Genomic DNA, 24,348 nt, shown 5'->3' with positions numbered 1-24,348 from the left:
CACGGGCTATCATACGTCAAAATTGTTAAATCGCGAATAGTAGGATTTTTAAGTCATCTTTCATGGCTTATCATGATCACCACCCTTCCATCCCGCCTCAAGGCGGGAGACGCAGGGGTTTTCATCCCCTGCACCCCTAATATGTGGGCTGTGGATTGTTGTTGCTGTGTTGATTCACCCTCGGCATATAGTTAATTTAGCTAAGATCGACTTCCACGCCACGTTGCTCAAAACGTTGGCGTAGTTCAGGATCAAACAATTCTGATTGGATATGAATATCGATTTTACGTAATTTCGGTAGTGCTAGCCAGCCTTCGATCCATGATATTTGAGCGGGCTGAATGTTATAGCCAATAAAGATTATTTCTAACTGGGTTAATTGATTAATCCATTCTGGCAAGATATAGTCTGAGCCAATTGTTAGATATAAACTACGGAGTCGATGCAACTGGCGAAGGCTAGCGGGAAATAGCTCATCGTTTGCAATGCCAAAGGATAGATGTTGAAGCTGGGTGAGGTGCGGCAAAATGCGTTCCAAGCTTGCAACAGGAATATCATTACCATCAAGATAAAGCGCTTCAAGCTGCTGGAATTTGCCCAAACTTGGGTCAAGATCGGTCAAATTGCAATCATCAATCGAAAGCTCGCGCAGCTGCTGCAATTCGTGTAACCATGCTGGTAACGTACCAAGTTTATGATTGCTCAGCTTTAATTCTTCCAACTTAGACAGGCTACGCAGCCCCTCTAAGCTATGCTGACGGCTGCAATATAAGGTATTCATATGCAGTTTTCGCAAACTATAGTTAGGTTGGGCAGGCGGCAGAATGTGATCAATCCCAGTGCTGACAAGATTCAAGGTGTGCAAGCTGGGCAATTCTAAAACCCAGCCAGGCAACTCGCGAAACCCTTCGCCAAATAAGTGTAGTTCTTCAAGCTGGCGCAATTGGCGAATTGATTCCGGAACCGTGGATTCAGTGATGACTAGCTCAAGGGTTTTGAGATTTGGTGGCAAAGTTGTCGCATCAACATCACGACACTTGAGTTTTTCAATCGATTCCCATGTGTGCCAAACTTGGCTTATTTCACAAAAATCGCCGTGACTTTCCAAATACGTGAGTTGTGGTAATTCCATGAGCCACGTTGGTACAGGCATGTTGCTATGAAAGTTCAACCTGCGCAAATCAGCTAACTGTCGGAACCATTCGGGATAAACTATTGATTCATCGTAATTAGTCCATAACTCAAGCTCTTCAAGCTTAGTCATCCTGCCAATTAAATGCTCATTGGGGATGTTTTGGAGCGCATAGGTTAAGCGTTTGAGCTGAAGGCTCGCAAACCACTCAGGTATCTCAGCTATAGTTAAACCACTAATATTGAGCGTTTGTAATGTTGGCAATCTATCCAACCAGCGAGGGAGTTCGCTCAGATTGGTATCACTGATGTCAAGCGTATGCAATTGATGAAGCAGCGCCATACTTTCAGGGAGTTCACTTACTGATAATTCACGGATATGCAATGCTTCAAGGTTTCCTAACTGCCCGATCCATGGCTCCAATACTCCAATTTCATAGTTGTAGTTGAGATCTAATATGCGTAACTTGGTTAGTTTGGCGAGTTCAGGTGGCAGTTGTTGCAAAGAATTCCTCGACAAATCCAATGCTTCAAGATGGCTTAATTGGCCAATCGTTTCTGGTAGGCTGGTGAGGTTGAGATATGAAAGATCGAGGGTTGGTTCACGGGTTTGGGCATTTTGGGCAATCCGCGCCCGACACAGTTGCTCACTCATCTGCTACTCCTTAAACCAACCACCACTCCTTAGTTTCAAGAAGTGGTGGTTTGAATCTGATTTGTTAGATGGGATTATTACACGTTGAACAAGAAGTGGGCAATATCACCATCTTTGACGATGTAGGTTTTGCCTTCGAGCCGCACCGTGCCCGCTTTTTTGGCGGCAGCCATATCGCCAGCTTTCATCAAATCGTCGAAGGCCACGATTTCGGCGCGAATAAAGCCGCGTTGCAAGTCGGAGTGAATCGTGCCAGCCGCTTCAGCCGCCCCGATGCCTTGACGAATTGTCCAAGCCCGCACTTCGTCGTCGCCAGCGGTCAGGAAGCTGATCAGGCCCATCATGGTATACGAGGCTTTGATCACCCGATCGCGGGCTGGCTCGGTAATGCCTAAATCGTCCATAAACATTTGAGCATCTTCATCTTCGAGCTGAGCCAATTCGGCTTCAACTTTGCCTGCCAAGGTTACGATTGCGGTTTTAGGCTTGTCGTAAGCCAAGACTGGCGGCGTTTTGAGTTGCTTTTCGTCGATGTTGACCACCACCAACATGGGTTTGCCACTCAGAAATTGGAAGCCGCGCAGTACTTTGGCTTCTTCTTCGCTCAATTCTTGGGCGCGAATCGGCACATCTTGTTCGAGGCCAGTGTACAAGCGCTCAAGCGCGTTGAGTTCCATCAGGCGCACTTCGCGGTCTTTGCCGACCATCTTGGTCACTTCGCCGCGCAAACGGCTCAAACGACGCTCGATAATCGCCATATCCGAGAACATCAACTCCATATCGACCGAGGCAAGGTCGCGGGCAGCATTGACGCTATCTTGGGGATGTGGCACGCCATCATCTTCAAATGCTCGCACCACATGCAACAAGGCATCAACTTGGCTGATGTAATTCAGAAACTGTGGGTTCAAGCCGCCGCTTTCGTGGGCATTGCCACTCATCCCGGCCACGTCGATATATTGAACATCGGCTGGCGTGAGTTTCTTGGGCTTGTACATTTTGGCCAAGGCATCAAGCCGCTCGTCGGGCACTTTGACCATGGCGATGTTCGGCTCGATTTGACCCGATGAATAGGCATTTGTTTCTGCCGTATTGCGGGTTAATGCATTAAAAACTGTGGTTTTGCCGCTGTTGGGTAAACCAATAATCCCGATTTTCATGAAACCCCTTTATTTATGGTGTTGGCGTAATTTGAACCGTTGGTGTTGTGGTTGTGCCGCCCAGGCTTTCGCGTGGTGGCGGCGGCGATGGCAACACCATCGAATAGATTCGATTGCTGTTGGCTAGATAGAGCATTTTGCTGGAGCCGCTGCCAATCACCGCAACATCGTTGAGCAATTCCAGCTTGATCGTGCTCGTGCTCGGCATTTTGAGTTGTTGCACAATCTCGCCTTGGCGATTGACCTCGACGATGCGCTGATTGACTGCATCGACGATGAAGAAATTGCCTTGATTATCGCGGAAGGTTTCAGCACTCACTTCTTGCTCAACGAACAATCGTCGAGCGCGTAATGGTGGATCAAGCGCTGGCACTGTGACGGTATCGATCAGTGCTCCGCCCTCGAAAATGCCAACCGTGCCATCAGGCTGGAGCATATAAATCCGCCCGTCAATCGCAACGTCAACGACGGATTTGGTGTTGAAATCGCCAGTTGATGTGGTAATCCAATTTTCGGGTAGGTTGGCAAACTCGCCGGAGCGGTAGCGCAAAATTTCGCCAGCGGTGGCGCTATCAGTTCGCCCCAAATCGTAGACATACAAGCCACCGCCGTAGGTCTCGATATCAGGGAATGGCTGGCGTGTCCAAAGTTCGCTGCCTTGAATTGTGCGCGAAACCCAGGTTTTGGTATCACTCAAGTAGAAATAAATGTTCGATTGCGCATTGAGGTTCGGCGGCGCATCGATCGCTGCTAGTTCGCCTTCGCGCAACATGACGCTGCGAATTGGCGCTGCTGGCAATCCGGCAATTTCATCGCCATCTTTTAATAAACTGATCGGCGGGCTGCTACTGCCTTCGCTGTAGCTGTAGAGTGTGCCATTTTCAGTGCCAATAAAATACAGGTCGTTCTTGCCAGTATTGGGTGTGACAATCAATTTGCCAATTGTATCGCTGGTTGGCATGGTCGTCACCAGTTTAAGATCGGTCAAGAACGAGGTGCGATCAATGCTCGCCCGCAAATTATCGGATTTTTTGCGCAAGGCCAGATAATCGGCTTTGCGGGTTGGGTTGCTCATATAGCCCTGGTCGCTCCCCAAGGTTTCGAGATGGGTATCGAGTTCACCTAATTCTTCCAAGGCGGCACGATCATCGGTCGCGCGAACGGCGGCCTCAAATTTGGCATTGGCCACATTCAAGCTATCTTGATAAGCGGCTTCGGTGTTTTGCAAGCGACGATCTTGCACATAGAACCAACCGCCGCCAACTAATACAATCAAAAGTGCGATGAGCGTCCATGGAATGTTGCGCCGTCGCGAACGCCGATACGACAAATCGCCGCCACGGGCTTGAGCAAAGCGCGGTAGTGGCGGAGCAATCGGGCGGCTACTGCGTCCGAAATTGGCAATAAAAGTCACAATTGCTGCGAGCAAATAGCGAAATGGCGCAGTAAATTTTTGCCAGCCAGTCAACGGCACAACCGGATCACGTTGTGGCACGGGCACGGCGGCAAAATCAATTGGCAATGGCTCCATATCGGTTAAATCGATGCTAGGAGCGCTGCTAGCAGCCTGAATCGCCGCTACCATGCTGGTTTCGCCCAAATACGAGCTAGGCAGCCATTGCTCGGCATCGCGCAAACTGCGGGGGCGATAGCGCGGGCGCTCGTTGAGCCAGCCCATATCGCGCGGGTCAACTTCCTCTAGCTCAGCAGGCATTGGCGGTAGCTCATCGATAACTGAGCTTGGCTCGCCGTTTTCATCATCTTTATCGCGGCGCACCATCAAAGCTGCATTGGCCGTCACATCGCTGATCCATTCGCCAACCACGCTGGCCGCAGCCTTGCCGCGTTCGGCCAAACCTTCAGCCGAGAGCAATTCACTGTTTGGGTCAACAAACGGCAGCATATCAATCAGCGCAACGTGGGCTTCATTTAAATTATTGCGCCGCGTAATCGCATACAATTCTTCCAGTGAGGCTGCTGCCTCAGAAAGACAAAACATGCGCTCGGCATCGGCTCGCCCCAACACCCGCGCCAAGCGGCTCGAACAGAGCACCAACATATCACCAGCTTCAACCACGTTGCGAAACATTTCTGGTTCGCTGAAAAGGCTGGTGCCAAGTGCGTTGGGCGGCATAATCGTTGAGCTACTGACGTTGCCTTGCCACGATGGATTGGTTGGCAACGCCCGTAATTGGCCACGATGGGCAATATAGGCTTGAGTTGGCTGAACTTGAGCAATATACAAATCGTTGTTGCGCAACACCGCACATGTACAACCAACCGCAGTTTTTTGGTGATGCGCGGCCTTGAAATTAAATTCATACAGCGCGGTATTGGCAGTTTTCAAGGCATTGCGCAAACCTGAGGTAATACTAAATGAGGTATCGGCATAAAATGTTTTGATAATGGTTTGGGTTACCAGATCGCAGGCTTCTTTGCCGCGTGCACCTTCATTAACTGCATCGGTTAATACAAACAAATGGCCTTTGCGAGCCTCAGGTGCGAATAAATTATTGGGCATCGCACTATTAATGCGATCGCTAACATCTTGGCGCAAGCCGTTGACAATTCCAAATTGATACGTTTGTAATTTATAACGTGACATTTAAGCGTTATTCCATATCGCAGTACTTAATCGTTGCACCCAATCAAGGTTGGTCATATCGAAATGCAGCGGCGTAATTGAAACATGGTTGTTGGCCACTGCGCCAAAATCGGTTCCATCATCGGGCTTGCCATCAGGCGCGGCCCCGCCAACCCAATAATAAGGGCGGCCCCGTGGATCAAGCCGTTTAATCAATTCATCACGATAAATCCGATGCCCTAAACGGGTAACTTTGGCATCGTTGACAATTTCTGCCGAGCCTTGTGGCACATTTACATTCAACAAAATATCGCTGGGCAATTGTAGTTCCATGGCGGTTGCGGCGATGCGACGAGCCCAATCGGCGGCTACGCTAAAATCGCTGCCAGGCTTGTAGCCATCAACCAGCGAAACCGCAATCGAGCGAATGCCAACCACAAGGCCTTCCATGGCCGCCGCCACCGTGCCCGAATATAAGACATCGTGGCCGAGATTGGCTCCAAGATTGATCCCCGAAACCACCAAATCAGGCCGATGATCCATCACGCCGAGCAGCGCCAGCCCAACACAATCGGCAGGCGAGCCATCGCAGGAAAGCGCTGGGCTACCATCAGCAAGCTGAACTTCGTTGACCCGCAGTGGGGCAAATAAGGTGCGACTATGACTACCTGCGCTCCAATTGCGCTCTGGCGCAACCACGGTCACACGGCCAAGCTGCTCAAGTTGGCATTTCAGTGCCAATAAGCCTGGGCTATGCACACCGTCATCATTGGAAAGCAAAATGTTCATGATCGCTCCTCAGGCCACCAGAGCCTGCTCATTCGCGGGCATTATAGGGCATTATGCCACGACATGCCAAACGCCGAGCGCTTGTTGGTAACGACAAGCGCTCGATTACGAAATTTAGGGTGTTACCACTGGAGTTGGTTGGGGTTGCTCAGGCACAGGCGATGGCTCAACTGGCGACGGTTGAATGATAATCGGCGTTGGCAATGGCAAGGCCGGAGTTGGGTTAACTGGTGGCGGAGCCGTCGTTGGCTGGCCTGTCGCTGGTGGAGCCGTGGTTGGCTGGCTACCATCAGGCGAGCGAATGCCCAAAATAATCACAGTATTCAGATCAACCACCGAGCCAACCCCGGGTAGGCTGCTGACCACAGCATAGGCTGGATATTGATCAAACACAGGTCCAAGTCGATCACGGCCTTGATAATCGACCACAATCTTATCAGGCGCAAAGCCTAAGCTCATCAACTGTTGGCGAGCTTGATTTTCGCCATAGCCAACCAAATTAGGCATCAAAACTTGACCTGGCCCCAGCACTGGTACGGTTGGGGTCAATGGATCAGGCGTTGGTGTGCCTGGAGTTGGGGTTGGCGCAATCGTATCGCAGCCAGGCAACTTATCTGGATCAAGCGCAACTGGCTCATCTTCGTCGTTGCCGCTATTGCCCCGATCCGATGTGTAGCCCTTCCATTTGCTGAGATCGATCCGTTCGTCGTCGTTGCTTTCGGGCAACTTCCAAACGTAAATTGATGAAATTGCGCCTTCGGGATACTCAGCACCTTCGACTGGACGGCAGTAGGTCGTGGTTTCTTTGCCCTCAGCATCGGTGACGGTTAGCCGCACAACCGAGACTTTTTCGTAGAGATCGCATTTGCCGCCAGCATCCAAGCCATCAATAAACAGCTCGTCGGTGCGGCCACCGAATGGCCCGGGAATTTCACAAATGCTCTCGCGATAGACCCCAGGATAGGATTTCTCGAAGCTTTGGGGCATATTTTCGATGCCACCATAGAAACCTGCCAAGCGATTCATGATCTTTTCATTGGCAAAAATGGCTTCCATCGTGCGTGCCCAAATCACGCCACCGCCTTGAGTACTTTCAACTTGGGCGGTTTGCTCGTTGTTGTTATTGCCCGTCCAAACTGTAACGGTGACGAATGGCGTAAAGCCAGAAGCCCAGGCATCGCGGAAGTCGTTGGTTGTCCCAGTTTTGACCGCCGATGGTTGCGAGAGCTTCAAAATGCTATTCAGACCGAAGATTGGGCGACGCGCTTCGTTATCGCTGATCATGTTAGTGATGATGTAGTTCAAACGACCATCAACACATTGAGTCCCATTGGGAACTCGCGCACCCAATTGATAATCTTCGCCTTCAGGAATCACACACTTGCTGGTATCGCTGACCGTATCGCTTTCGGGGTTGGCCAATGGCGTGGGCTTGAATTCTTCCAAGGTTTTGCCACGGGCATCAGTAATTTTGAGAATTGGGGTTGGCGCAAAATAGCGGCCACCGCTGGCAACCGTATTGTAGGCTGTCGCCAAATCCAATGGGGTAACTTCGCCACCACCAAGGGTCAGCGCCAAACCATAATAGCCTGGGTCATTGGCCAAAACATTCGGCGAAATGCCCAACCGATGCAATAGATCAAGGGTTTCGGGAATGCCAGCGGCCTTCAAGCCCTTGACTGCTGGAATATTCAGCGAGTTGGCGACCGCAGTCCGTGCCCGTAATGGCCCATGAAATTGATTATCAAAGTTTTGCGGCTCGTATTTGACCCCGCGTGGGTTGAAAATCGTTGGCACATCCCACAGCACACTGGCAGGAGTGATCCCGCTTGCGCCATCAGTTGCCACGTATTGCTCCATCCCCGAAAGATAGGTGAATGGTTTCAAAGCCGAGCCTGGTTGGCGCAAAGCAGTCGTGACATTGACTTTGCCATCAAGCACGTTGCCCTCTTCGCCTGGGGTTGTGGTGGTTTCGGAAAGATCATAGCCAATCGAGCCAACCATACCCAAAATTTGGCCAGTGTTGGGCTGCATCACCACCACCGCCGCATTGTGAATATTGCGCCGATCGGCGTTAAGTTCTTGAATACGGGTATAGGCGATGGTTTGGGCTAGATTTTGGGTTTCTAAATCGAGGGTGGTGGTGATGCTGAGACCACCATTTGAAACCACCTCAGCGCCATAGCGTTGTTGCAAATAATCTTTGACATAAAAGACAAAGTGTGGCGCTAATAAACTGACTTCAGGCTTGGCAAACTGTAAATCTTTAGCCACTGCTGCCCGCGCTTCGCGTTCGGTCAGATAATTATTCTTGACCATTTGGCGCAGCACTTCGATTTGCCGACCTTTGGGTGGGGCAATCTCACCTTTGATGTCATTGCTCAAATCGTAAAGCGGATCAATCCAAACATCTTTGGGTAATTTGATTCCTTTGAGCAGCAAATTATCGTCGAGCCACGGCATTGGATTATAGGTCGTGGGCAATTGGGGAATCCCGCCGAGCAACGACGCTTGGGCAATATCCAAATCTTTGGCATCAACCCCGAAATAATTCTGGGCGGCGGCCTGAATACCATACGATAAGTTGCCGTAAGGAATTTCGTTCAGATACAGTTCGAGAATTTCGTTTTTGCTATAAACCGTGTTCAACTCTTGGGCCAAGATAATTTCTTTGACCTTACGGCTATAGATATTGGGATCTTGGCGTTCCTCGGGGGTCAGCACGATCAAGCGCACAACCTGTTGAGTAATGGTTGAAGCACCGCCCGCCCCGACGCTTTGCTGGGTAATATTGGCGTAGGTTGCCCGTGCAATACTGAAATAGTTTACGCCTGGGTTTTCAAAGAACGAGGCATCTTCGGCAGCAACCGTGGCGTTAATCAAATGCTTAGAAACTTCATCAAGATTAACCGGGGTACGCCGACCTTCACCGACAAATTCATACAACAACGTGCCATTGCGATCATAAATTTTCGATGGCTGAAAGGCCGTATAGGTATGAATTTGATCAAGCCGTGGCTTGAGGTTGGCGGCAATACCGTTGTAGGTAACGGCCATGGCTACCCCAGCCACGCCCATCAGCACTAGCCCAGCCACCAACAAGCCCACAAAGGCCAGCACAATGCGGCGACCCATAGGGCGTGGAGCTTGCTTATTGCCAAGCCGTGAGGGAATAAATCGTGTAGTTCGGCGTTGTCGCCGTGAGATTACATTTCGAGTTTGACGCATAGTAGACACATACCCCTTTGATTTCGGTGTGATGGTCGCCAGATATATACAACAAGGCGGCTCGCGCCGCCTCGGGTATTCTACCATGCTCAGATTGCCAAGTTGCAAAATTTGGGGCTTTTTCAGCTAACCATCAGTTGAACATCAGGCAGACGTTGGCGCTAAACGGGCCATGGTGTAGGCATCGCTGAGCTTACCACCACGATAGGCATAGTTGCGCAATGTGCCTTCGACCGCGAAATCAAAGCGCTTGTAGAGCGTAATCGCTGGCGTGTTATCGGTAAAAACGACGATTTCAAGCCGACTGAGGCCAAGCCAATTTTCGGCCAAATCGATCATGGCTGCCATCAAGGCTGCGCCAATCCCACGACCTTGATAATCGTCGCGTACCGCTAGCTCCAAATCACCAGCATGCCGTCGCCGACCCTCGCCAATCTCCAAACTGATGATACCAACAACCATGGCATCGATTGTGGCAACCAAGCGCGGCGTTTCGGTATCGGGGTTTTCCACCCGTCGCCGCCAGACATCCTGCGAAGGAAACGGCACATGCAACGATCCATCAAGCACATTTGGCCCGCTAAATACGGTTGCAAGGTCAAGGTAATCATCTGGCTCCAAAGCCCGAATGATAATATCCAAGGTTTTACTCATGAAACTACTTTCTCGAAAAACTTAGCCAACCGAGTATAAGGGTGTTTGGCGTAATTCTGCCAGATTGGCCGCTCCAGTGCAAAACATGCTGATCCGCAATTCGTCAATTACTGCCAAAATGGCTTCGTAGACGGCTTCGCTGCCGCCATCGTTTTGGGCTAATAAATTTGGTGCGGCAGATGCGCCTAAATCAGCGCCGAGCGCAATCGCTTTGGCCAAATCTAGCCCGCTGCGCAATCCACCAGAGCCAATAATCCCAATGCTTGGCAACGCTGCTCGTACCTGCTTAATTGCCTCGGTGGTTGGAATGCCCCAGCCTGCGAAGGTGGCAGCAATCCGTTGACCTGCCTGAGTGCGATGGCGAAAGCGTTCGACTTCGCTCCAACTTGTGCCACCAGCACCCGCCACATCGATCGCCTGCACGCCAGCTTCAACTAAACGCTTGGCGGCTTTAGCTCCAATGCCATTGCCAACTTCCTTGGCAATAACTGGCACGGGCAAGGCACGACAAATCGCCTCAACTTTTTGCAATAAGCCTGCAAAATTGGTGTCGCCTTCAGGCTGGACTGCCTCTTGCAAGGCATTAAAATGCAAAATCAGCGCATCAGCTTGAATCATATCAACTGCGCGTTGGCATTGTTCAACGCCATAGCCGTAATTGAGTTGCACCGCGCCCAAATTGGCAAACAAGGCAATATCAGGTGCAACGCGGCGCACTTGATACGAAGCAGCAACACTTGGGTCGAAAATTGCTGCCCGTTGCGAACCAACACCCATTGCCACGCCCAAGGCCTGCGCTGCTTCGGCCAATTGTAAATTAATTTTCTCAGTTGGCGCAGCGCCACCAGTCATCGAGCTAATTAAAAATGGTGCTTTGAGTTGCTTGCCCAAAAATGTCGTGCTCAAATCAATCTTGCGCATATCCAATTCTGGCAGAGCATCATGCTCAAAATGATAACGCCCAAAGCCAGTTGTTATGCCTTTGGCGTTGACATCTTCTTTAATCACAATATTAACATGATCGATTTTACGGCCTTCGGTTGCAGTTTCTGTCATGATCCAGCCTCGTTATTGCTCATCAGCCCCAAAAAATTCGAGCCACTCATCAATCTCATCTGGGTGAACTGGCGGCGGTGGTTTATGCAGCCGTTCGCCAGTGCTAGCTTGGGGGTTTTTACCACCGCGCGAGAGTCGTGGTCGGCCATCAGCATCACGCGGAATCGGATCAGGCTGATCTTTGCGGCGTGGTGGCAATTGCCAACGCTCTGGCGGCTGTGGCACAACAATTGGTTTAGCAGCCTGCGGCGAGCGCCGTTTGGCTTGGGTGGCACTGCGCTGCTGCGTTGGTTGATTTGGCTTGGGTTTGCGCGTCAAGTCAACCTTGCTCTCAGCACTTTCTTTATCAATGCCAAAAAAATCCAGCCATTCTGGCAGTTGATCTTGGCGAACGTGGGCATGCATTTCTTGGTGGGTCGGGGCATTGGGGTCAGCCGCGCCCATCGATTCAAGCAATGCAGCAAAATCACGCGCCGTAATCACCCGAGCGCCAACTGCATCAGCCACCGAGGTAATCGCCCGATCCGATGAGACTAAAACCCACTCGCTGGGCCGTGATAAGCGCACAAGTTGTGATTTAATAATCTCATCGGCATCGCTAGGCGAGCGGGCAAAACGCACACTGACCCCGCCGCCGCCAAGCGAGCCTTGGGTATATTGACCACGATCAAAGACGACTGAAACACTCACTTTACGAGTAATCGCAAAGCGTTGCAGCAGTTGAACCAATTTGGCTTCATCGTCGGGGTCGTTCAGACGAATTGTCGCTAGTTGACCAATTAAATTATGACCATCAATTATGTAGGGCATACCAGCCTCAGTTTGGGTATTTGTATGATCGCCGTAAGCTACGGATGATCAGTCGGTTTAGTTTTCGTTGCTGTACATCAGGGATTATAGTTCGCCACTAAGCTAGTGTGCCAGTGCTTGTCACAATGCTGTAGGATATACATCATAACAAATAATTGGCTACTTGGGCGGTTTATTTCTCGGTTTGCAGTTAATTGTACGTCAAGGAGCAGGCTATGCAGCATCAATCTGTGCGGCAATTTTTCGAAGCAACTGAACGTGATACGCTCTCGCCATTGGCCGCTTTGAGTGCGCAGGCCAAACGCGATCGGCCTGAGCCAGCTTCGCCAGTGCGCACCGAATTTCAGCGCGATCGCGACCGCATTTTACATTCCAAGGCCTTTCGCCGACTCAAACATAAAACTCAAGTCTTTATTGCGCCAATTGGCGATCATTATCGAACGCGTTTGACCCACACGCTTGAGGTGACCCAAATTGCCCGTACCATTGGCCGGGCTTTGCGGCTCAACGAAGATTTAATCGAGGCGATTGGCTTGGGCCATGATTTGGGCCACACGCCATTTGGCCATGCTGGTGAAGCCGCGCTAGCTAAAGCGATTGGCCGCAAGTTTCGGCATAACGAGCAAAGTGTGCGGGTGGTTGAGCTGTTGGAGAAACATGGCGAGGGGCTGAATTTAACCCAACAAGTGCGCGAAGGTATTTATTCACACTCCAAATCGCGCAAAGATATTACGACTGCAACCTGGGGCACAGCCTCAACCCTCGAAGGCCAAATTATCAAATTGGCTGATAGCGTTGCTTACATTAATCATGATATTGATGATGCGATGCGGGCTGGTATTTTACAGCTGGGCGATTTGCCAAGTGCCTACGTGGCAGTGCTTGGCACAACCCACGCCGAGCGCATTAATACCATGGTTTGCGATATGATTGACCATAATTGGTGGGCACGCGGCGAACAGCCAACCCCCAACGATTTGAGCATCAGCATGAGCCCGCAAATTTTAGAGGCAACCAACGGCGTGCGCGAATATATGTATGCCAATGTTTATTTGCGCGGCCCCGCCAAAACCGAGGATGGCAAAGTCGATTATGTGATCAACACACTCTACGAATATTATTGCCAACATCCCGAAGCCTTACCTAACGATCTTTTGGCAATTTGTGAGCAGCGCGGCGAGCCAACCGAACGCGCCGTGATCGATTATATTGCTGGCATGACCGACCGCTATGCTCTGAAAAAATTCAACGATCTGTTTATTCCAAAAACGTGGGATATGTAGTTATGGGTTAGGGGCCAGTAGTCAGGGGTTAGGGATCAGGATTAATATAATGCATAGAGAAAATCCGTCATTGATTATCTTTTGATGTCTATATTGGTTTGTAGTGACTGGCCCCTGATCACTGACCCCTGATACTTTGTATCCTTCGTGCTTAGATTTGGAAGGTGTTGACGAGTTCGATATTGCGTTCGCGCAGTAGGCTTTCGACTACGCCAGCTTGATCGGCATTATCGTTATCGATCGCTAAAATGGTTTCGCCAGCTTTGAGTGCTTGCTCATACGAGGCAGCTAAATCATTGCCAAGGCCAATTTGGCTAAAAGCACCCAAAACACCGCCTGCCGCTGCGCCAGCTACTGTCGAGCCAAGAATGCCTGCGCCCAAGGCTGGGCCAATGCCAGGAATGGCAAATGACATTAAGCCTGCCACAACGCCGACGACACTACCAGCCGTAACACCTGCCGCCGCTCCAGCAGCAACTTCAGTTCGATTTTGCTTAGCTTCGACTGTCGTTTCTGAGGCATACAAAACCCCAATATCATCAGGCTTGACATCGGATTGATGCAATTGCTGGAGTAATCCGTCGAGCGCCGCCCGATCGGTCAAAATTCCCATAACGCGATAGCGTGCCATAGTGTGCTCCTTCGCTTGTACAACTAGCTCAATTGTAGGCAAGCGCTATGCCAGCGTTCAGGATTAATTTGTTATCATGCGGCTATGAAACGTTGTTTATGCGCATGCTGGCTGCTGCTACTATTTGCCAGCCAACCACAAACGGCTCAAGCTCACAGCCTCGATCAGCTTTTTCAAGATATGCGGGTGCAGATTCAGCCAACCCAAATTGTGCTGACCGTACACTTAATTGCTGGTCCGCTGATTACGCCGCGTTTGTGGGAGCATTTGGATACTGATCGTTCGCAAACCCTCGATCAAGCTGAAATTGAGCGTTGGTGTGCTGAATTTAATCGCAATTTGGAAGTTGGGCTTGATCAACAGGCACTCCCATTAACCTTGTATGAAGTCAGTGAATTTCCGACCAACAAGGCCGATTTTATTGGCTCGAATGCGACGAATTTGACTTGGACGGTGCAGGCAGCGCTTGGACCAATCGCCACAGGCGAACATCAACTAAGCCTAAAATCGAATAATTACCACGATATTAGTGTTGTCGATTGGAGCAAAACCCGTGGCCGAGCAGGGATTGTGGCCCAAGAAGCCAGCACCATGGATTTGCATAGTGCTCAGTTTCCAATCAAATGGCCTAGCAATTTTCGCAGCGATGGGGCGATTGCCTTGCCAACCGCTGAGCCAAGTGCCCCGCAACAACCTAGCTCAAGCCTCGTGGCCCGTTTGCAAACTGGCGATAGTTCGTTTGGCTTGATCGCGGCGACCCTGGGGCTGGCCTTTGGTTTTGGCGCGGTTCATGCCTTGCAACCTGGCCATGGCAAAACCTTGGTCGCGGCCTATTTGGTTGGCTCACGTGGCACAATTCAACAAGCGACCTTGCTGGGGGCAATTGTTACGCTGACCCATACTGCCAGCGTTTTTGCCTTGGGCGGGTTGATGTTGCTGTTCAGTGCTTGGGCTACACCTGAGCGCTTTATCCCAATTCTGACGCTCGTTTCGGGAGTTTTGGTGGCTGGTTTGGGGTTGCGCATGCTCTGGGAGCGGCTGCAAGCGCTACGTTCTGGCAACCAAGGCCATGCCCATGGTGGTTTATTTCATAGCCATGGCGATGGTGGGGCAGGCCATAGCCATGTGAGCAACCGCAAATTACTGGGCTTGGGCATTTCGGGTGGGCTTGTGCCCTGCCCCGAAGCCTTGGTGATTATGATTGTTGCGGCAACGCTTGGCCGAATTGGCCTCGGCTTGGCGATGATTGTAGCGTTTAGTGCAGGCTTGGCGGCGGTCTTAATCGGCATTGGGATTGTGCTAGTAACACTTGGCTCACGACTGATCAAAACCAGCCAGCCTGATGCTCGTTGGCTGCGTTGGCTGCCAATCGCCAGCGCTGGTCTGGTGACAATCCTTGGAATTGGGCTTATGCTTCAAACAATCTAAATTTCTAGCAATCAGGAGCAGGGCATGGCGTTGATTGTGGTCGTTGGGGGAGCTGATACCGGACGTGCTCCGATGGGTGCGGTGCTATTACGCCGCTTGTTACTCGAATCGTACCCAACGTGGCAAATTGAATCTGCTGGAGTTTTGGGCCACGATGGTGATACCTGGCAACCAGAGGCTCGCATGGCCTTGGAGCATTTGAATGCCACGCCACCAATTCATACAGCGCGTTCACTAAGCGCTGATCTTGCCCACCAAGCCGATTTGTTGCTGGCGGTTGATCGAGGGGTTGGCCGCGCTTTGGAGTTGCAATACCCCAACGGGCGTTGGCAAGTGCTGCCCGATTTGGCCGAAACCCCGCGCGAAGTGCTTGATCCATTTCGCATGACTCTCGATGCCTGGTTAATTTATGGTCGTGAGCTTGAGCATCAATTAAAACTAGCGCTGAGCAAAATTATTGCCTATTGCCAAGGCCAACCAATCGAGCCAATCAGCCAACCGCCGCAGGTTGAATCGTCCAATCAACCGCTACCCAGCCCACTTGAGCTTGGGTCCGAGGTGCATCCAGCCTATCGGCGTTTGCATATTTTGGCCTTTGGCATCGCTGGCATTCCCGAAGTGATCGATTGGGGTAAAGCTCGCAATAGTTTACGCGAGGCCATGCAACAGTTTGCCAATTATCTCGCTGCTAGTGCTGGACCAAGCGATCTACGGCCTGCGGCGTTGGCGATGCTGGGTGGGGTGCTTGGCAATGGCAGCGATCCACTCAATCCAAATCAACTAGCCATTCTGCGCGAAATTGTCGGGCGTGTGGCCCAAATGCTTGATCCTCAAGATTTGGCGGGCTTAGCAGGAGCAATTGGGCGGTGGCAGAGTTAATTCCACTGACAATTAATGGTATCGATTGCCAAACGCTGGTGCAATTCACTGCGAGTGCTTGGAATGAGTGGGCCGTGGTCAACGTGGCTTGCCCTGCTCAACCTAACGTGCGTCATGCTCAGCTTTCGATTGGTACTGATAATTTGGGTGTGCCCCAAGTCAGCCCATTTGATCCAACTTGGCGTTGGTCGTGGTTGCCGCGTGGCCAGGCTGGTACGGTTTATGGCAGGTTGCAGATTGAATGGGCTGATGGCGAAATTCAGCAGCAACAATTTCAATTTGAGCTTCAGCCGCATTTGCTCGACGTTGAATTGTGGCGAGCCTTGCTGAACGATCTCAGCTCATTAGCTCGTTCGCTCGCCTTGCGGATCGCCAGCCCCAGCTTTGCCCAAGCGGTGTTAGTGCCATTGCTCCCCGATGATCCTAGCCCATTTTTAGAAGCGCTGAGCTTGATTAACCAAAGTAGCCAGCAAGTGAGCCAGATTGTACGCAGCTTGCAGCGTCAGGCCAAAACGACGCTTGAACGCCAACCGCGAACAACTGACTTGGGCGCAGCTCAGCAATTTAAGCTTGATCAATTGGCCCAGTCCAGCGAGCGTTATCACATGGTTGAACCTTATGGCCTCGTGCCAGAGCAGGTGCAGGCTGAGCATGCCCAAGCTTCATTCGATCTGCCAGAGCATCGCTGGTTGGTTGGCTTGATTCAACAAATTGAGCGGCGTTTGCGCAATCTACGTCGCCTCGCTAGCGAACAACGCCAGCTTGATTTAACCAGTATTCAGGCAACGATTGAGCAACAACTGACGGCTTTGCGCCAATTGCGTCAAGCAGCGCCCTTGGCTGGCTTGAAAGCTCGCCAGCAGCCAGTTCAAAGCCAGTTGATTAACCGTGATGCGCGTTACCGACCGATTCGTCAGTTGGCGCGAAGTTTGCATGAACAACCGTTGCTTACCTTGGAAGTGGGCAGTTTAGCCCTGCCCTTGGCTGATGTGCCAACCCTCTATGAGCAATGGTGTGCGCTAGCTGTCGCCCAGGTTTTAGCCGAATTAGGCCACATTGAAGCCCAAAATCTGCTGATTGATAACCCTCAGCGTGAACGTTGGGTGCTTGATTTGAATTCAGCAACACCGTTGTTGAGCGTGCGGATCGGCTCACAGCTTTGGCATTTGCGCTACCAAGCACGATTTAGCGCCCAGCCTGATTCTGATGGTTTTTATAGCCTTGATCGGTATTTGCGCATCCCCGATTTGGTCTTACAAACCACCACAGCCAATGCCAAGCATGTATTGGTGCTTGATGCCAAATATCGCCGAGCACCTGACCAGCGGGTTCCGCAAAGTGCGCTTGATGATGTCTATGCCTATCGTGGCAGTTTGGGCTACAATGGTCAGCCATGTGTGCTAGCCGCTGCAATTCTGTATCCGCAAGCAAACACGCTTGAGGAATTTGGCTCGATTGCGGCAATTGGCCTCATTCCCAATCAGCTTAATCAGCTAAAAACCTGGTTAGAGCGTTGGCTCAACCAGCGTGATCAATAAAGGAAACGAATTCATGCCAGTCTATGAATATGTTTGTTCGGAATGCCAAGGGCGCTTTGCCCGCTTGGTGCGTGGTTTTAGCGACCCCAGCGATTTGCATTGCCCACGCTGTTCGAGCCAAGCGGTGCGGCGGGCGATCTCACGGGTTGCGGTGGTGCGCAGCGAAGATGCCCGTTTGGATGCAATGGCCGATTCGTCGATGTTCAACGATCTTGATGAAAACGACCCACGTTCAGTTGCTCGTTGGGCCAAGAAAATGGGCCGCGAACTAGGCGACGATCTCGGTGGCGATTGGAATGAAATGGTCGATCAGATGATCGATGAAGAAATGGGCGGCGAGGGCGATAGCCAAACTGGCGGGGCTGCCAGCAACGATTTGGGCTGGGGCTAGAAGAACGTAGAGCATAGAGCAAAGAACATAAGGGTTGGGATCAGGGGGCAGGGGCTAGGGATCAGGCATATAATTAAATCATCAGGATTATCTTCAAATTCGACAATGTTGGGATCAGGGGGCAGGGTCTAGGGATCAGGCATAGCAGGATAATAAAATAAGTCTGGGCTAATCTGGGGCAAAAAATGTGTGTTCTTTGCAATTATGCTCGTTCTGCCCCCTGATAATTGACCGCTGATCTCTAAACTGCCTTTGGCGTTTGACACTGCCAATTGGCTATGCTATATCTTTGAGAGAACATAATCGAACAATGGTATCATAGCAATCAGCCGTTCAACCTGAACGGCCTGTTTGTTAGTGCGTACAAAGGAACCGAGGCCTATGCCGGCTCTTGCCACCCCTGAACAACAAAATGAGGTTAGCGCAGCCATCAGCGAACGCTTGCCCGCCAAACCTCGCGATTCGTTCCGCCCAACGGCGGCGTTGACGGCGGTTTTTAGTGCTTTAACAACCATCAATAGCCTGTGGTGGGTTTTGAGTCCACAGCATACGTTGGCTCCGGTCTTGTTTGCGTGGTTGTTGCTAACGGCCTTGCTGGGCTTGGTCTCGTTGGTTGGCTCATCGCGCGCCGCTCATCGGCCCATTCAATGGCTCACTTGGCTAGCCCAACCGCTGGGCATCGCCGTGATTGCTTTGGTCAATACAACCTATGCCGATTGGGTTGGTTGGGCCAATTTGGCCTGTTCGGTTGCTACAACCATCGTTACTGGCTTAGTCGCCTACATGGCCTACAACAGCGATATCAGCACGCCCAAAGCCCAAACCAACAGCAAATTGGCCGATTTTCGGGTGTTGATGAAGTTTCGGATTATCTCGTTGCTATTGCTGACCACCTTGATTCCCATGTATTTGGCTAATGGCGGCGAGTGGCCCAAATTCTATATTGTCGTTTTGACCTTGCTTGGTGGCACATTGGCAGCTGGTGGGGCTAACGCGATCAACATGTTCTACGATCGTGATATCGATGCGGTGATGAGCCGCACCAAAAAGCGCCCATTGCCCAATAATCGTCTAACTCAATGGGAAGTCTTGGGCTTTGGCCTGACCCTCAGCGTGTTGTCGTTTTTGGTGCTCTTGCCGGTTAATTTGTTAACGGCAATTTTGGCAGTTAGTGGTATTTTCTACTATGTGGTGATTTATACCATGTGGTTGAAGCGCACGACGGTACAAAATATCGTGATCGGCGGCGCAGCAGGGGCAATTCCGCCAATGGTTGGTTGGGCGGCTGGCACTGATATTAATTTATTTGTGGATAGCCCAATTAAGTGGCTGCCCGCTGTGTTTCTATTTGCGATTGTGTTCTATTGGACACCACCGCATTTTTGGGCCTTGGCAATTATTCGCCGCGAAGATTATGCCAAAGCTGGCGTGCCAATGTTGCCTGTGGTCAAGGGCGAAGCTGAAACCCGCCGCCAAATTGTGCTCTACACCTTCATTATGATTGCGCTTTCGTTTATGTTGGTGTCGTTGCAGGTGGTTGGTTTGCTCTACCTTGGCTTGGCCATGGTGCTTGGGGCAATTTTCTTGTATTACGCCGCCAATATGATGCGCGACCATTCGCATGCTGCGGCTTGGAAGCTCTATCGCTATTCGTTGCTCTATCTGGCGCTGCTCTTTGTGGCTATGGGCATCGACCGCGCTTTGCTTGGCTAAATCAAGCAGTAAACAAACCCCGCTTGGCGTTCAGGCTGCCAAGCGGGGTTTTGGGTTTAATTGGGTTTGCGGGCTAACGGAATGTAAATGCTATGGCTGGGGCTAAATGCCGTGCCGTTGTATTCAAACGCTCCAACATCACAAGCTCCAGCCCGCGTATAGCCGCGCTGATCAAGCGCACTACAGCTGGCAGGATTGCCCAGATTGATCGCGGGACTGCCAGCAGGCAAAGCGGCAGTACGAGTGGGGCCGCCGTTATTGGCAATATTGCTCAGCGTTAGCTCTGGGGTGCGCATATTGCTGGTACAGTTGGTTTCGTTCCAATAATTAGGGTTGGGATTTTTGGGCGGATATTGCAGATTATTGCCGCCATCGGTCAGCGCATTGGTGCAATGCTGCATAATCTTAATCGACCAATCGGTGGTGTTATTGTAGAACAGTGTGTTGCGGATTGTGATGGTTTGGCCTGCAATCGCTCCGCCATTAAAGCCAGCATGATTATTCATAAAGGTTGCATTGGTAATATCAACGGCTGCATTATTATTGACCGCCAACGCCCCGCCGTTACCTTTGCGCCATTCTTGATCATCGGGATAGCTGCGCGGATCGGTGGCATCGTTGGCGTAAAAGGTGGTGTTGCGAATTGTGGCAGGCGCATCAACCCACAAACCGCCGCCTTGGCCGATAGCTTTATTGCCTTCGAGGGTTGAGTTGTTGATAAAAAGCCTTTCATTAGTCACGCCGCCAGCGGCAAAGCCATACCAAATGGCCCCGCCCGTGCCCGACCAGCTGGCCGAATCGGCATAGGTTACGCTGTTGTTGGTAAAACTTGAGCGCTCGATTGTGGCGGTTTCGTTGCTATACAAGCCAATGAAGATCGCCCCGCCATGGTTGTTGCTGGTGTTGCTGGTATAGCTATTATTGAGCAGCACAATGCCATCGGGGCCGCCATCGTTGGGCATGCGTGTGCCGTCGATGTAGATTGCCCCGCCGCCACCACAATCGCCATGTTGATTGATTGCTGCTGTATGCATTGCGCTATTTTGCTCGAAGCTGCTATTGCTCACCATCAAATTGGTGCGCAAACTGTTAATTGCCCCGCCATTATTGGCGCGATTGTTGATGAAGGTGCTGCGATCAATTGTAGCGCTGCTGCCACCGCCGATAAAAATTGCCCCACCACCATCGCAAGCAGCCGTATCTTTGGTTGCTTGGTTGTTTTCAAAGCGCACATTGCTAATACTGAGCGTATTCCAAAAGCCAACCTTGATGCCTGCGCCTTGATCGCTCGTGCGTCCATTGCGAATCGTGAGGTTGCGCAAGGTGATTTTGAGATTATTGGCGCTGCGCAGTAACCGCCGCGTATTCTGACCATCGAAAATTGCATTGCTATTGCCATTGATTTCGGTAGCCTAGTTCATCACCAATTCGCTGCCAAAAGTCAATACGGTGGGGCTGCTGCAATTGATGTTAACCACGCCGCCAGCGCTAATTGCCGCGCTGACTGCTGTCGCATTGCAATCGACCAAGATCGCGCTGGCTTGGCTGGGTTTGGGCCATACGCCAGCCAGTAAACCAAGCACTAAGAGCATGCGCCCAATCAAAAATACCATCGAACTACTCCTTAAATAATGATTAATACGATGGCTTATGATAGCGCATGGCAGCAAATTTTGGCCAGTCTAGCGGCTTTTGGGCAAATTGAATTTATAATGCAGTGAGGAGGAATGAATCAATGGAAATTCGACAGCGTGCCGTTGGGCCATGGCCCATGAACAGTTATGCCTTGGTTTGCCCGCAGACCAACCAAAGTGTGTTGATTGACCCTGGAGCCGACCCTGCGCGGTTGCAGGCTATGCTCAATAACACCACCCCAATTGCGATTTGGCTAACCCACACCCATAATGATCATATTGGCGAGGTTGCCAGCATGCGCCAACGCCTGAATGTGCCAGTGCTCGGCCATCCTGGGCCACAAACGCGGCCTGTGCCACTTGATGCGGCTATCAGCGATGGCCAGATTTTGACGATTGGTGAACATACGGTCAAGGCAATCTACACGCCTGGCCACACTGGCGATATGGTTAGTTTTTTGGTCGATGCTAGCCCGATTGCGATTGTTGGCGATACCTTGTTTGCTGGTGGGCCAGGCCGCACTTGGTCGGCAGCCGATTTTCAAACCAGCCTGCAAACCTTGCGCAACACCATTTTAACTTGGGATGATCAACGAGTTTGTTATGCTGGCCATGGTGTAGAATTTAGCTTAGGCTCAATTCGCCCCAAGATCGAAGCCTTTCTAGCCCGCGATCATGGCGAGTTCTTCGGCGACGCGGAGTGGTAATGTTGGCGGTCGGGGATCGGTTATTGGGGATCGGGCTACGACGATCATCTATCCCTGTTAGCTCCTAGAACTAAAAACCGACCCCCAGCCCCCAGCAACCAATCCCCATGTAGTAACAACGAGAAACACCAATGCACTACCCAACTTGGACAGGCGCTGTGCACCACGATGGTTCGGCGCTCTACCTTCAACCAAGCCAGCCCTATCACCTTGGTCAACAAGTAATTGTACGCTTGCGAACTCCGTTAGCTGCGCCAATTACCCAAGCCTTTATTCGTATCTGCCCCGATGGCGAGCAAACGTTTGTGGCCATGCAACCAGCCGAACGGACTGAAACGATTCAATGGTGGCAAGGCCAAATCACGCTCTCAATGCCGCGCACTGGTTATCGCTTTTGGCTGATGACCGAGCAAGGCGGCTGGTGGCTTTCGGCAGCAGGCATGCAACGCTCAACCCCCACCGATGCGACCGATTTTAAGTTGTTGGCTGATTATCATGCCCCAACATGGGTGCATTCAGCAGTGTTCTATCAAATTTTCCCTGATCGGTTTTGTGATGGTGAGCCAAGCAATAATGTGGTTGATGGCGAATATACGGTTTATGGCAAGCCGACGATTGCCCGCCAATGGGGCGAGGCTCCCCAAAAAACCACAGGTGGCATCGAGTTTTTCGGTGGCGATTTACAGGGTATTAGCCAAAAGCTTGATTATCTTGAGCAGCTAGGGATTAATGCGCTGTATCTCACGCCGATTTTTACTGCTCCCTCAAACCACAAATACGATACTGCCGATTATCTGCAAATCGACCAGCATTTTGGCGGTGAGGCGGCTTTGGCTGAATTGCGCCAGGCAACCCAACGCTACCAGATGAAATTGATGCTGGATATTGTGCTCAATCACTGTGGGTACACCCATCATTGGTTTACGGCGGCTCAAGCCGATGCCAACGCGCCTACCGCTGATTATTTTTCGTGGAAGCAACATCCCAACGAGTATGAATCGTGGTTAGGTCATCGCTCATTGCCCAAACTCAATTACATCAGCCATGGCTTGCGTCAAGCAATTTATGGCAGCGAACAGGCGATTGTGCGCCATTGGTTGCATCAACCGTATGCGATCGATGGCTGGCGGATTGACGTGGCGAACATGTTGGCCCGCCAAGGTTCGAGTCAGTTGGGGCATAAAATTGGCCGCGCCCTGCGCCGCGCCGTTAAAGCCGAATCGCCTGAAGCCTATTTGCTCGGTGAGCACTTCTATGATGGCACGAATCACCTTCAAGGCGATGAACTTGATGCCAGTATGAACTATCGTGGTTTTACCTTCCCGACCTTGCAATGGTTGGTTGGCTTCGATATGGCTTCGGTGTGGAACCTAGTTTGGGAAGATAGAGCGTTATTGCCCACTGAAGCCTTGGGCGAACAATGGCTAGCCTTTTTGGCCGTGATTCCATGGCAAGTCGCCTTGCAACAATTCAATCTGCTCGATTCGCACGATACGCCACGTTTGTTGACGATTGTTGGTGGCGATCTGGCGTTGCATCAAGTGGCAGTAACCTTGCAAATGACCTTTCCTGGTGTGCCCTGCATCTATTATGGTGATGAAGTGGGTATGCAAGGCGGCGGCGATCCCGAGTGTCGTGGCTGTATGCCATGGGATTCAGCGGATTGGAATCACGATCTGCTAGCTTTTTATCGTTCGCTAATTGCATTCCGCCGTAGTTCGAGCGCTTTGAGCGTTGGTGGATTTCAATTATTGCTGGCCGAAGGCGATACTGTGGCCTTTATGCGGCGCAGTGCTGATCAATGTTTGTTGGTTGTCGCCCAACGAGCTGCCACCAATATTCCAGCCATTCCGATGCTCGCAACCGGACTGGCTGATGGTACAAGCTTTGTCCACGTTGCTGGCACAACTGAAATTGCGATTCAGGCTGGGGTATTGAATTTACCGCAAACTGGCATCAGTGCCAGCATCTGGCGAATGCAGTAGAATTTGGGGATCGGTTGGTGGGGATTGGGGATCATGATGGCTGTAGGTTTTTGGCTATCGGAAATTGGCTGGAAATACCAATAGTTGTTCCG

Annotated in this window: 19 protein-coding genes; 8 read left to right on the top strand and 11 right to left on the bottom strand. The window is 51.2% G+C overall.

Annotation, left to right across the window (positions count from 1 at the left end; all coding sequences use genetic code 11):
* Nucleotides 1-196 precede the first annotated feature (196 nt).
* The 8 genes from LCH85_19730 to LCH85_19695 form a co-directional block, all read right to left on the bottom strand.
* Nucleotides 197-1,786 carry a hypothetical protein gene (locus LCH85_19730; protein MCA0354231.1) on the bottom strand — a complete coding sequence of 530 codons (1,590 nt, stop codon included), beginning with the start codon at nt 1,784-1,786 and terminating at the stop codon, nt 197-199.
* A gap of 77 nt (nt 1,787-1,863) precedes the next feature.
* Complete coding sequence (ychF, locus tag LCH85_19725) at nt 1,864-2,946, bottom strand: redox-regulated ATPase YchF (protein MCA0354230.1); 1,083 nt, start codon at nt 2,944-2,946, stop codon at nt 1,864-1,866.
* 13 nt (nt 2,947-2,959) lie between these two features.
* Nucleotides 2,960-5,551, bottom strand: coding sequence for a hypothetical protein (locus LCH85_19720; protein MCA0354229.1), 2,592 nt, complete (start codon nt 5,549-5,551; stop codon nt 2,960-2,962).
* Nucleotides 5,552-6,319 (bottom strand): 5'/3'-nucleotidase SurE, encoded by a 768-nt coding sequence (surE, locus tag LCH85_19715; GenBank protein ID MCA0354228.1) that lies wholly within the window; start codon nt 6,317-6,319, stop codon nt 5,552-5,554.
* 114 nt (nt 6,320-6,433) lie between these two features.
* On the bottom strand, nt 6,434-9,547 hold the full coding sequence (locus LCH85_19710; protein MCA0354227.1) for a transglycosylase domain-containing protein: 3,114 nt from the start codon (nt 9,545-9,547) through the stop codon (nt 6,434-6,436).
* Between the two features lie 144 nt (nt 9,548-9,691).
* Complete coding sequence (locus LCH85_19705) at nt 9,692-10,201, bottom strand: GNAT family N-acetyltransferase (protein ID MCA0354226.1); 510 nt, start codon at nt 10,199-10,201, stop codon at nt 9,692-9,694.
* A 21-nt stretch (nt 10,202-10,222) separates the two neighbouring features.
* Nucleotides 10,223-11,257, bottom strand: a complete 1,035-nt coding sequence (gene fni, locus LCH85_19700; GenBank protein ID MCA0354225.1) for a type 2 isopentenyl-diphosphate Delta-isomerase — start codon at nt 11,255-11,257, stop codon at nt 10,223-10,225.
* A 12-nt stretch (nt 11,258-11,269) separates the two neighbouring features.
* Nucleotides 11,270-12,067 carry an NYN domain-containing protein gene (locus LCH85_19695; GenBank protein ID MCA0354224.1) on the bottom strand — a complete coding sequence of 266 codons (798 nt, stop codon included), beginning with the start codon at nt 12,065-12,067 and terminating at the stop codon, nt 11,270-11,272.
* A 215-nt stretch (nt 12,068-12,282) separates the two neighbouring features.
* Between LCH85_19695 and LCH85_19690 the strand changes: the two genes are divergently transcribed.
* Nucleotides 12,283-13,350 (top strand): deoxyguanosinetriphosphate triphosphohydrolase, encoded by a 1,068-nt coding sequence (locus LCH85_19690; protein ID MCA0354223.1) that lies wholly within the window; start codon nt 12,283-12,285, stop codon nt 13,348-13,350.
* Nucleotides 13,351-13,501: 151 nt separating this feature from the next.
* On the opposite strand, the gene LCH85_19685 is transcribed toward LCH85_19690, so the two are convergent.
* Nucleotides 13,502-13,981: a hypothetical protein gene (locus LCH85_19685; protein MCA0354222.1), complete on the bottom strand. Its 480-nt coding sequence runs from the start codon at nt 13,979-13,981 to the stop codon at nt 13,502-13,504.
* Between the two features lie 84 nt (nt 13,982-14,065).
* Here LCH85_19685 and LCH85_19680 point away from each other — a divergent pair, with 84 nt between their 5' ends.
* The 5 genes from LCH85_19680 to LCH85_19660 all read left to right on the top strand — a co-directional run bounded on the left by LCH85_19680 (nt 14,066) and on the right by LCH85_19660 (nt 19,930).
* Nucleotides 14,066-15,409 carry a sulfite exporter TauE/SafE family protein gene (locus LCH85_19680; protein MCA0354221.1) on the top strand — a complete coding sequence of 448 codons (1,344 nt, stop codon included), beginning with the start codon at nt 14,066-14,068 and terminating at the stop codon, nt 15,407-15,409.
* A gap of 24 nt (nt 15,410-15,433) precedes the next feature.
* A complete protein-coding gene (locus tag LCH85_19675) occupies nt 15,434-16,288 on the top strand; it encodes a hypothetical protein (protein MCA0354220.1) in 855 nt (284 codons plus the stop codon).
* Complete coding sequence (locus LCH85_19670; protein MCA0354219.1) at nt 16,276-17,826, top strand: restriction endonuclease-like protein; 1,551 nt, start codon at nt 16,276-16,278, stop codon at nt 17,824-17,826. The genes LCH85_19675 and LCH85_19670 overlap by 13 nt, the downstream gene beginning before the upstream one ends.
* 13 nt (nt 17,827-17,839) lie before the next feature.
* Nucleotides 17,840-18,217 (top strand): zinc ribbon domain-containing protein, encoded by a 378-nt coding sequence (locus LCH85_19665; GenBank protein ID MCA0354218.1) that lies wholly within the window; start codon nt 17,840-17,842, stop codon nt 18,215-18,217.
* A gap of 381 nt (nt 18,218-18,598) precedes the next feature.
* The gene (locus tag LCH85_19660; protein ID MCA0354217.1) at nt 18,599-19,930 is read left to right on the top strand and encodes a heme o synthase; all 1,332 of its coding nucleotides are present in this window, start codon (nt 18,599-18,601) and stop codon (nt 19,928-19,930) included.
* Between the two features lie 56 nt (nt 19,931-19,986).
* On the opposite strand, the gene LCH85_19655 is transcribed toward LCH85_19660, so the two are convergent.
* Entirely contained in the window at nt 19,987-21,252 is a 1,266-nt protein-coding gene (locus tag LCH85_19655) for a hypothetical protein (protein MCA0354216.1), read from the bottom strand.
* 90 nt (nt 21,253-21,342) lie between these two features.
* A complete protein-coding gene (locus tag LCH85_19650) occupies nt 21,343-21,543 on the bottom strand; it encodes a hypothetical protein (GenBank protein ID MCA0354215.1) in 201 nt (66 codons plus the stop codon).
* Between the two features lie 122 nt (nt 21,544-21,665).
* Here LCH85_19650 and LCH85_19645 point away from each other — a divergent pair, with 122 nt between their 5' ends.
* Entirely contained in the window at nt 21,666-22,271 is a 606-nt protein-coding gene (locus tag LCH85_19645; protein ID MCA0354214.1) for an MBL fold metallo-hydrolase, read from the top strand.
* Nucleotides 22,272-22,402: 131 nt separating this feature from the next.
* Entirely contained in the window at nt 22,403-24,256 is a 1,854-nt protein-coding gene (malZ, locus tag LCH85_19640) for a maltodextrin glucosidase (GenBank protein MCA0354213.1), read from the top strand.
* Nucleotides 24,257-24,348 lie beyond the last annotated feature (92 nt).

It is taken from the genome of Chloroflexota bacterium (genome assembly GCA_020161265.1).
Lineage (GTDB): Bacteria > Chloroflexota > Chloroflexia > Chloroflexales > Herpetosiphonaceae > Herpetosiphon.
This window is presented reverse-complemented; position numbering and strand designations above follow the sequence as displayed.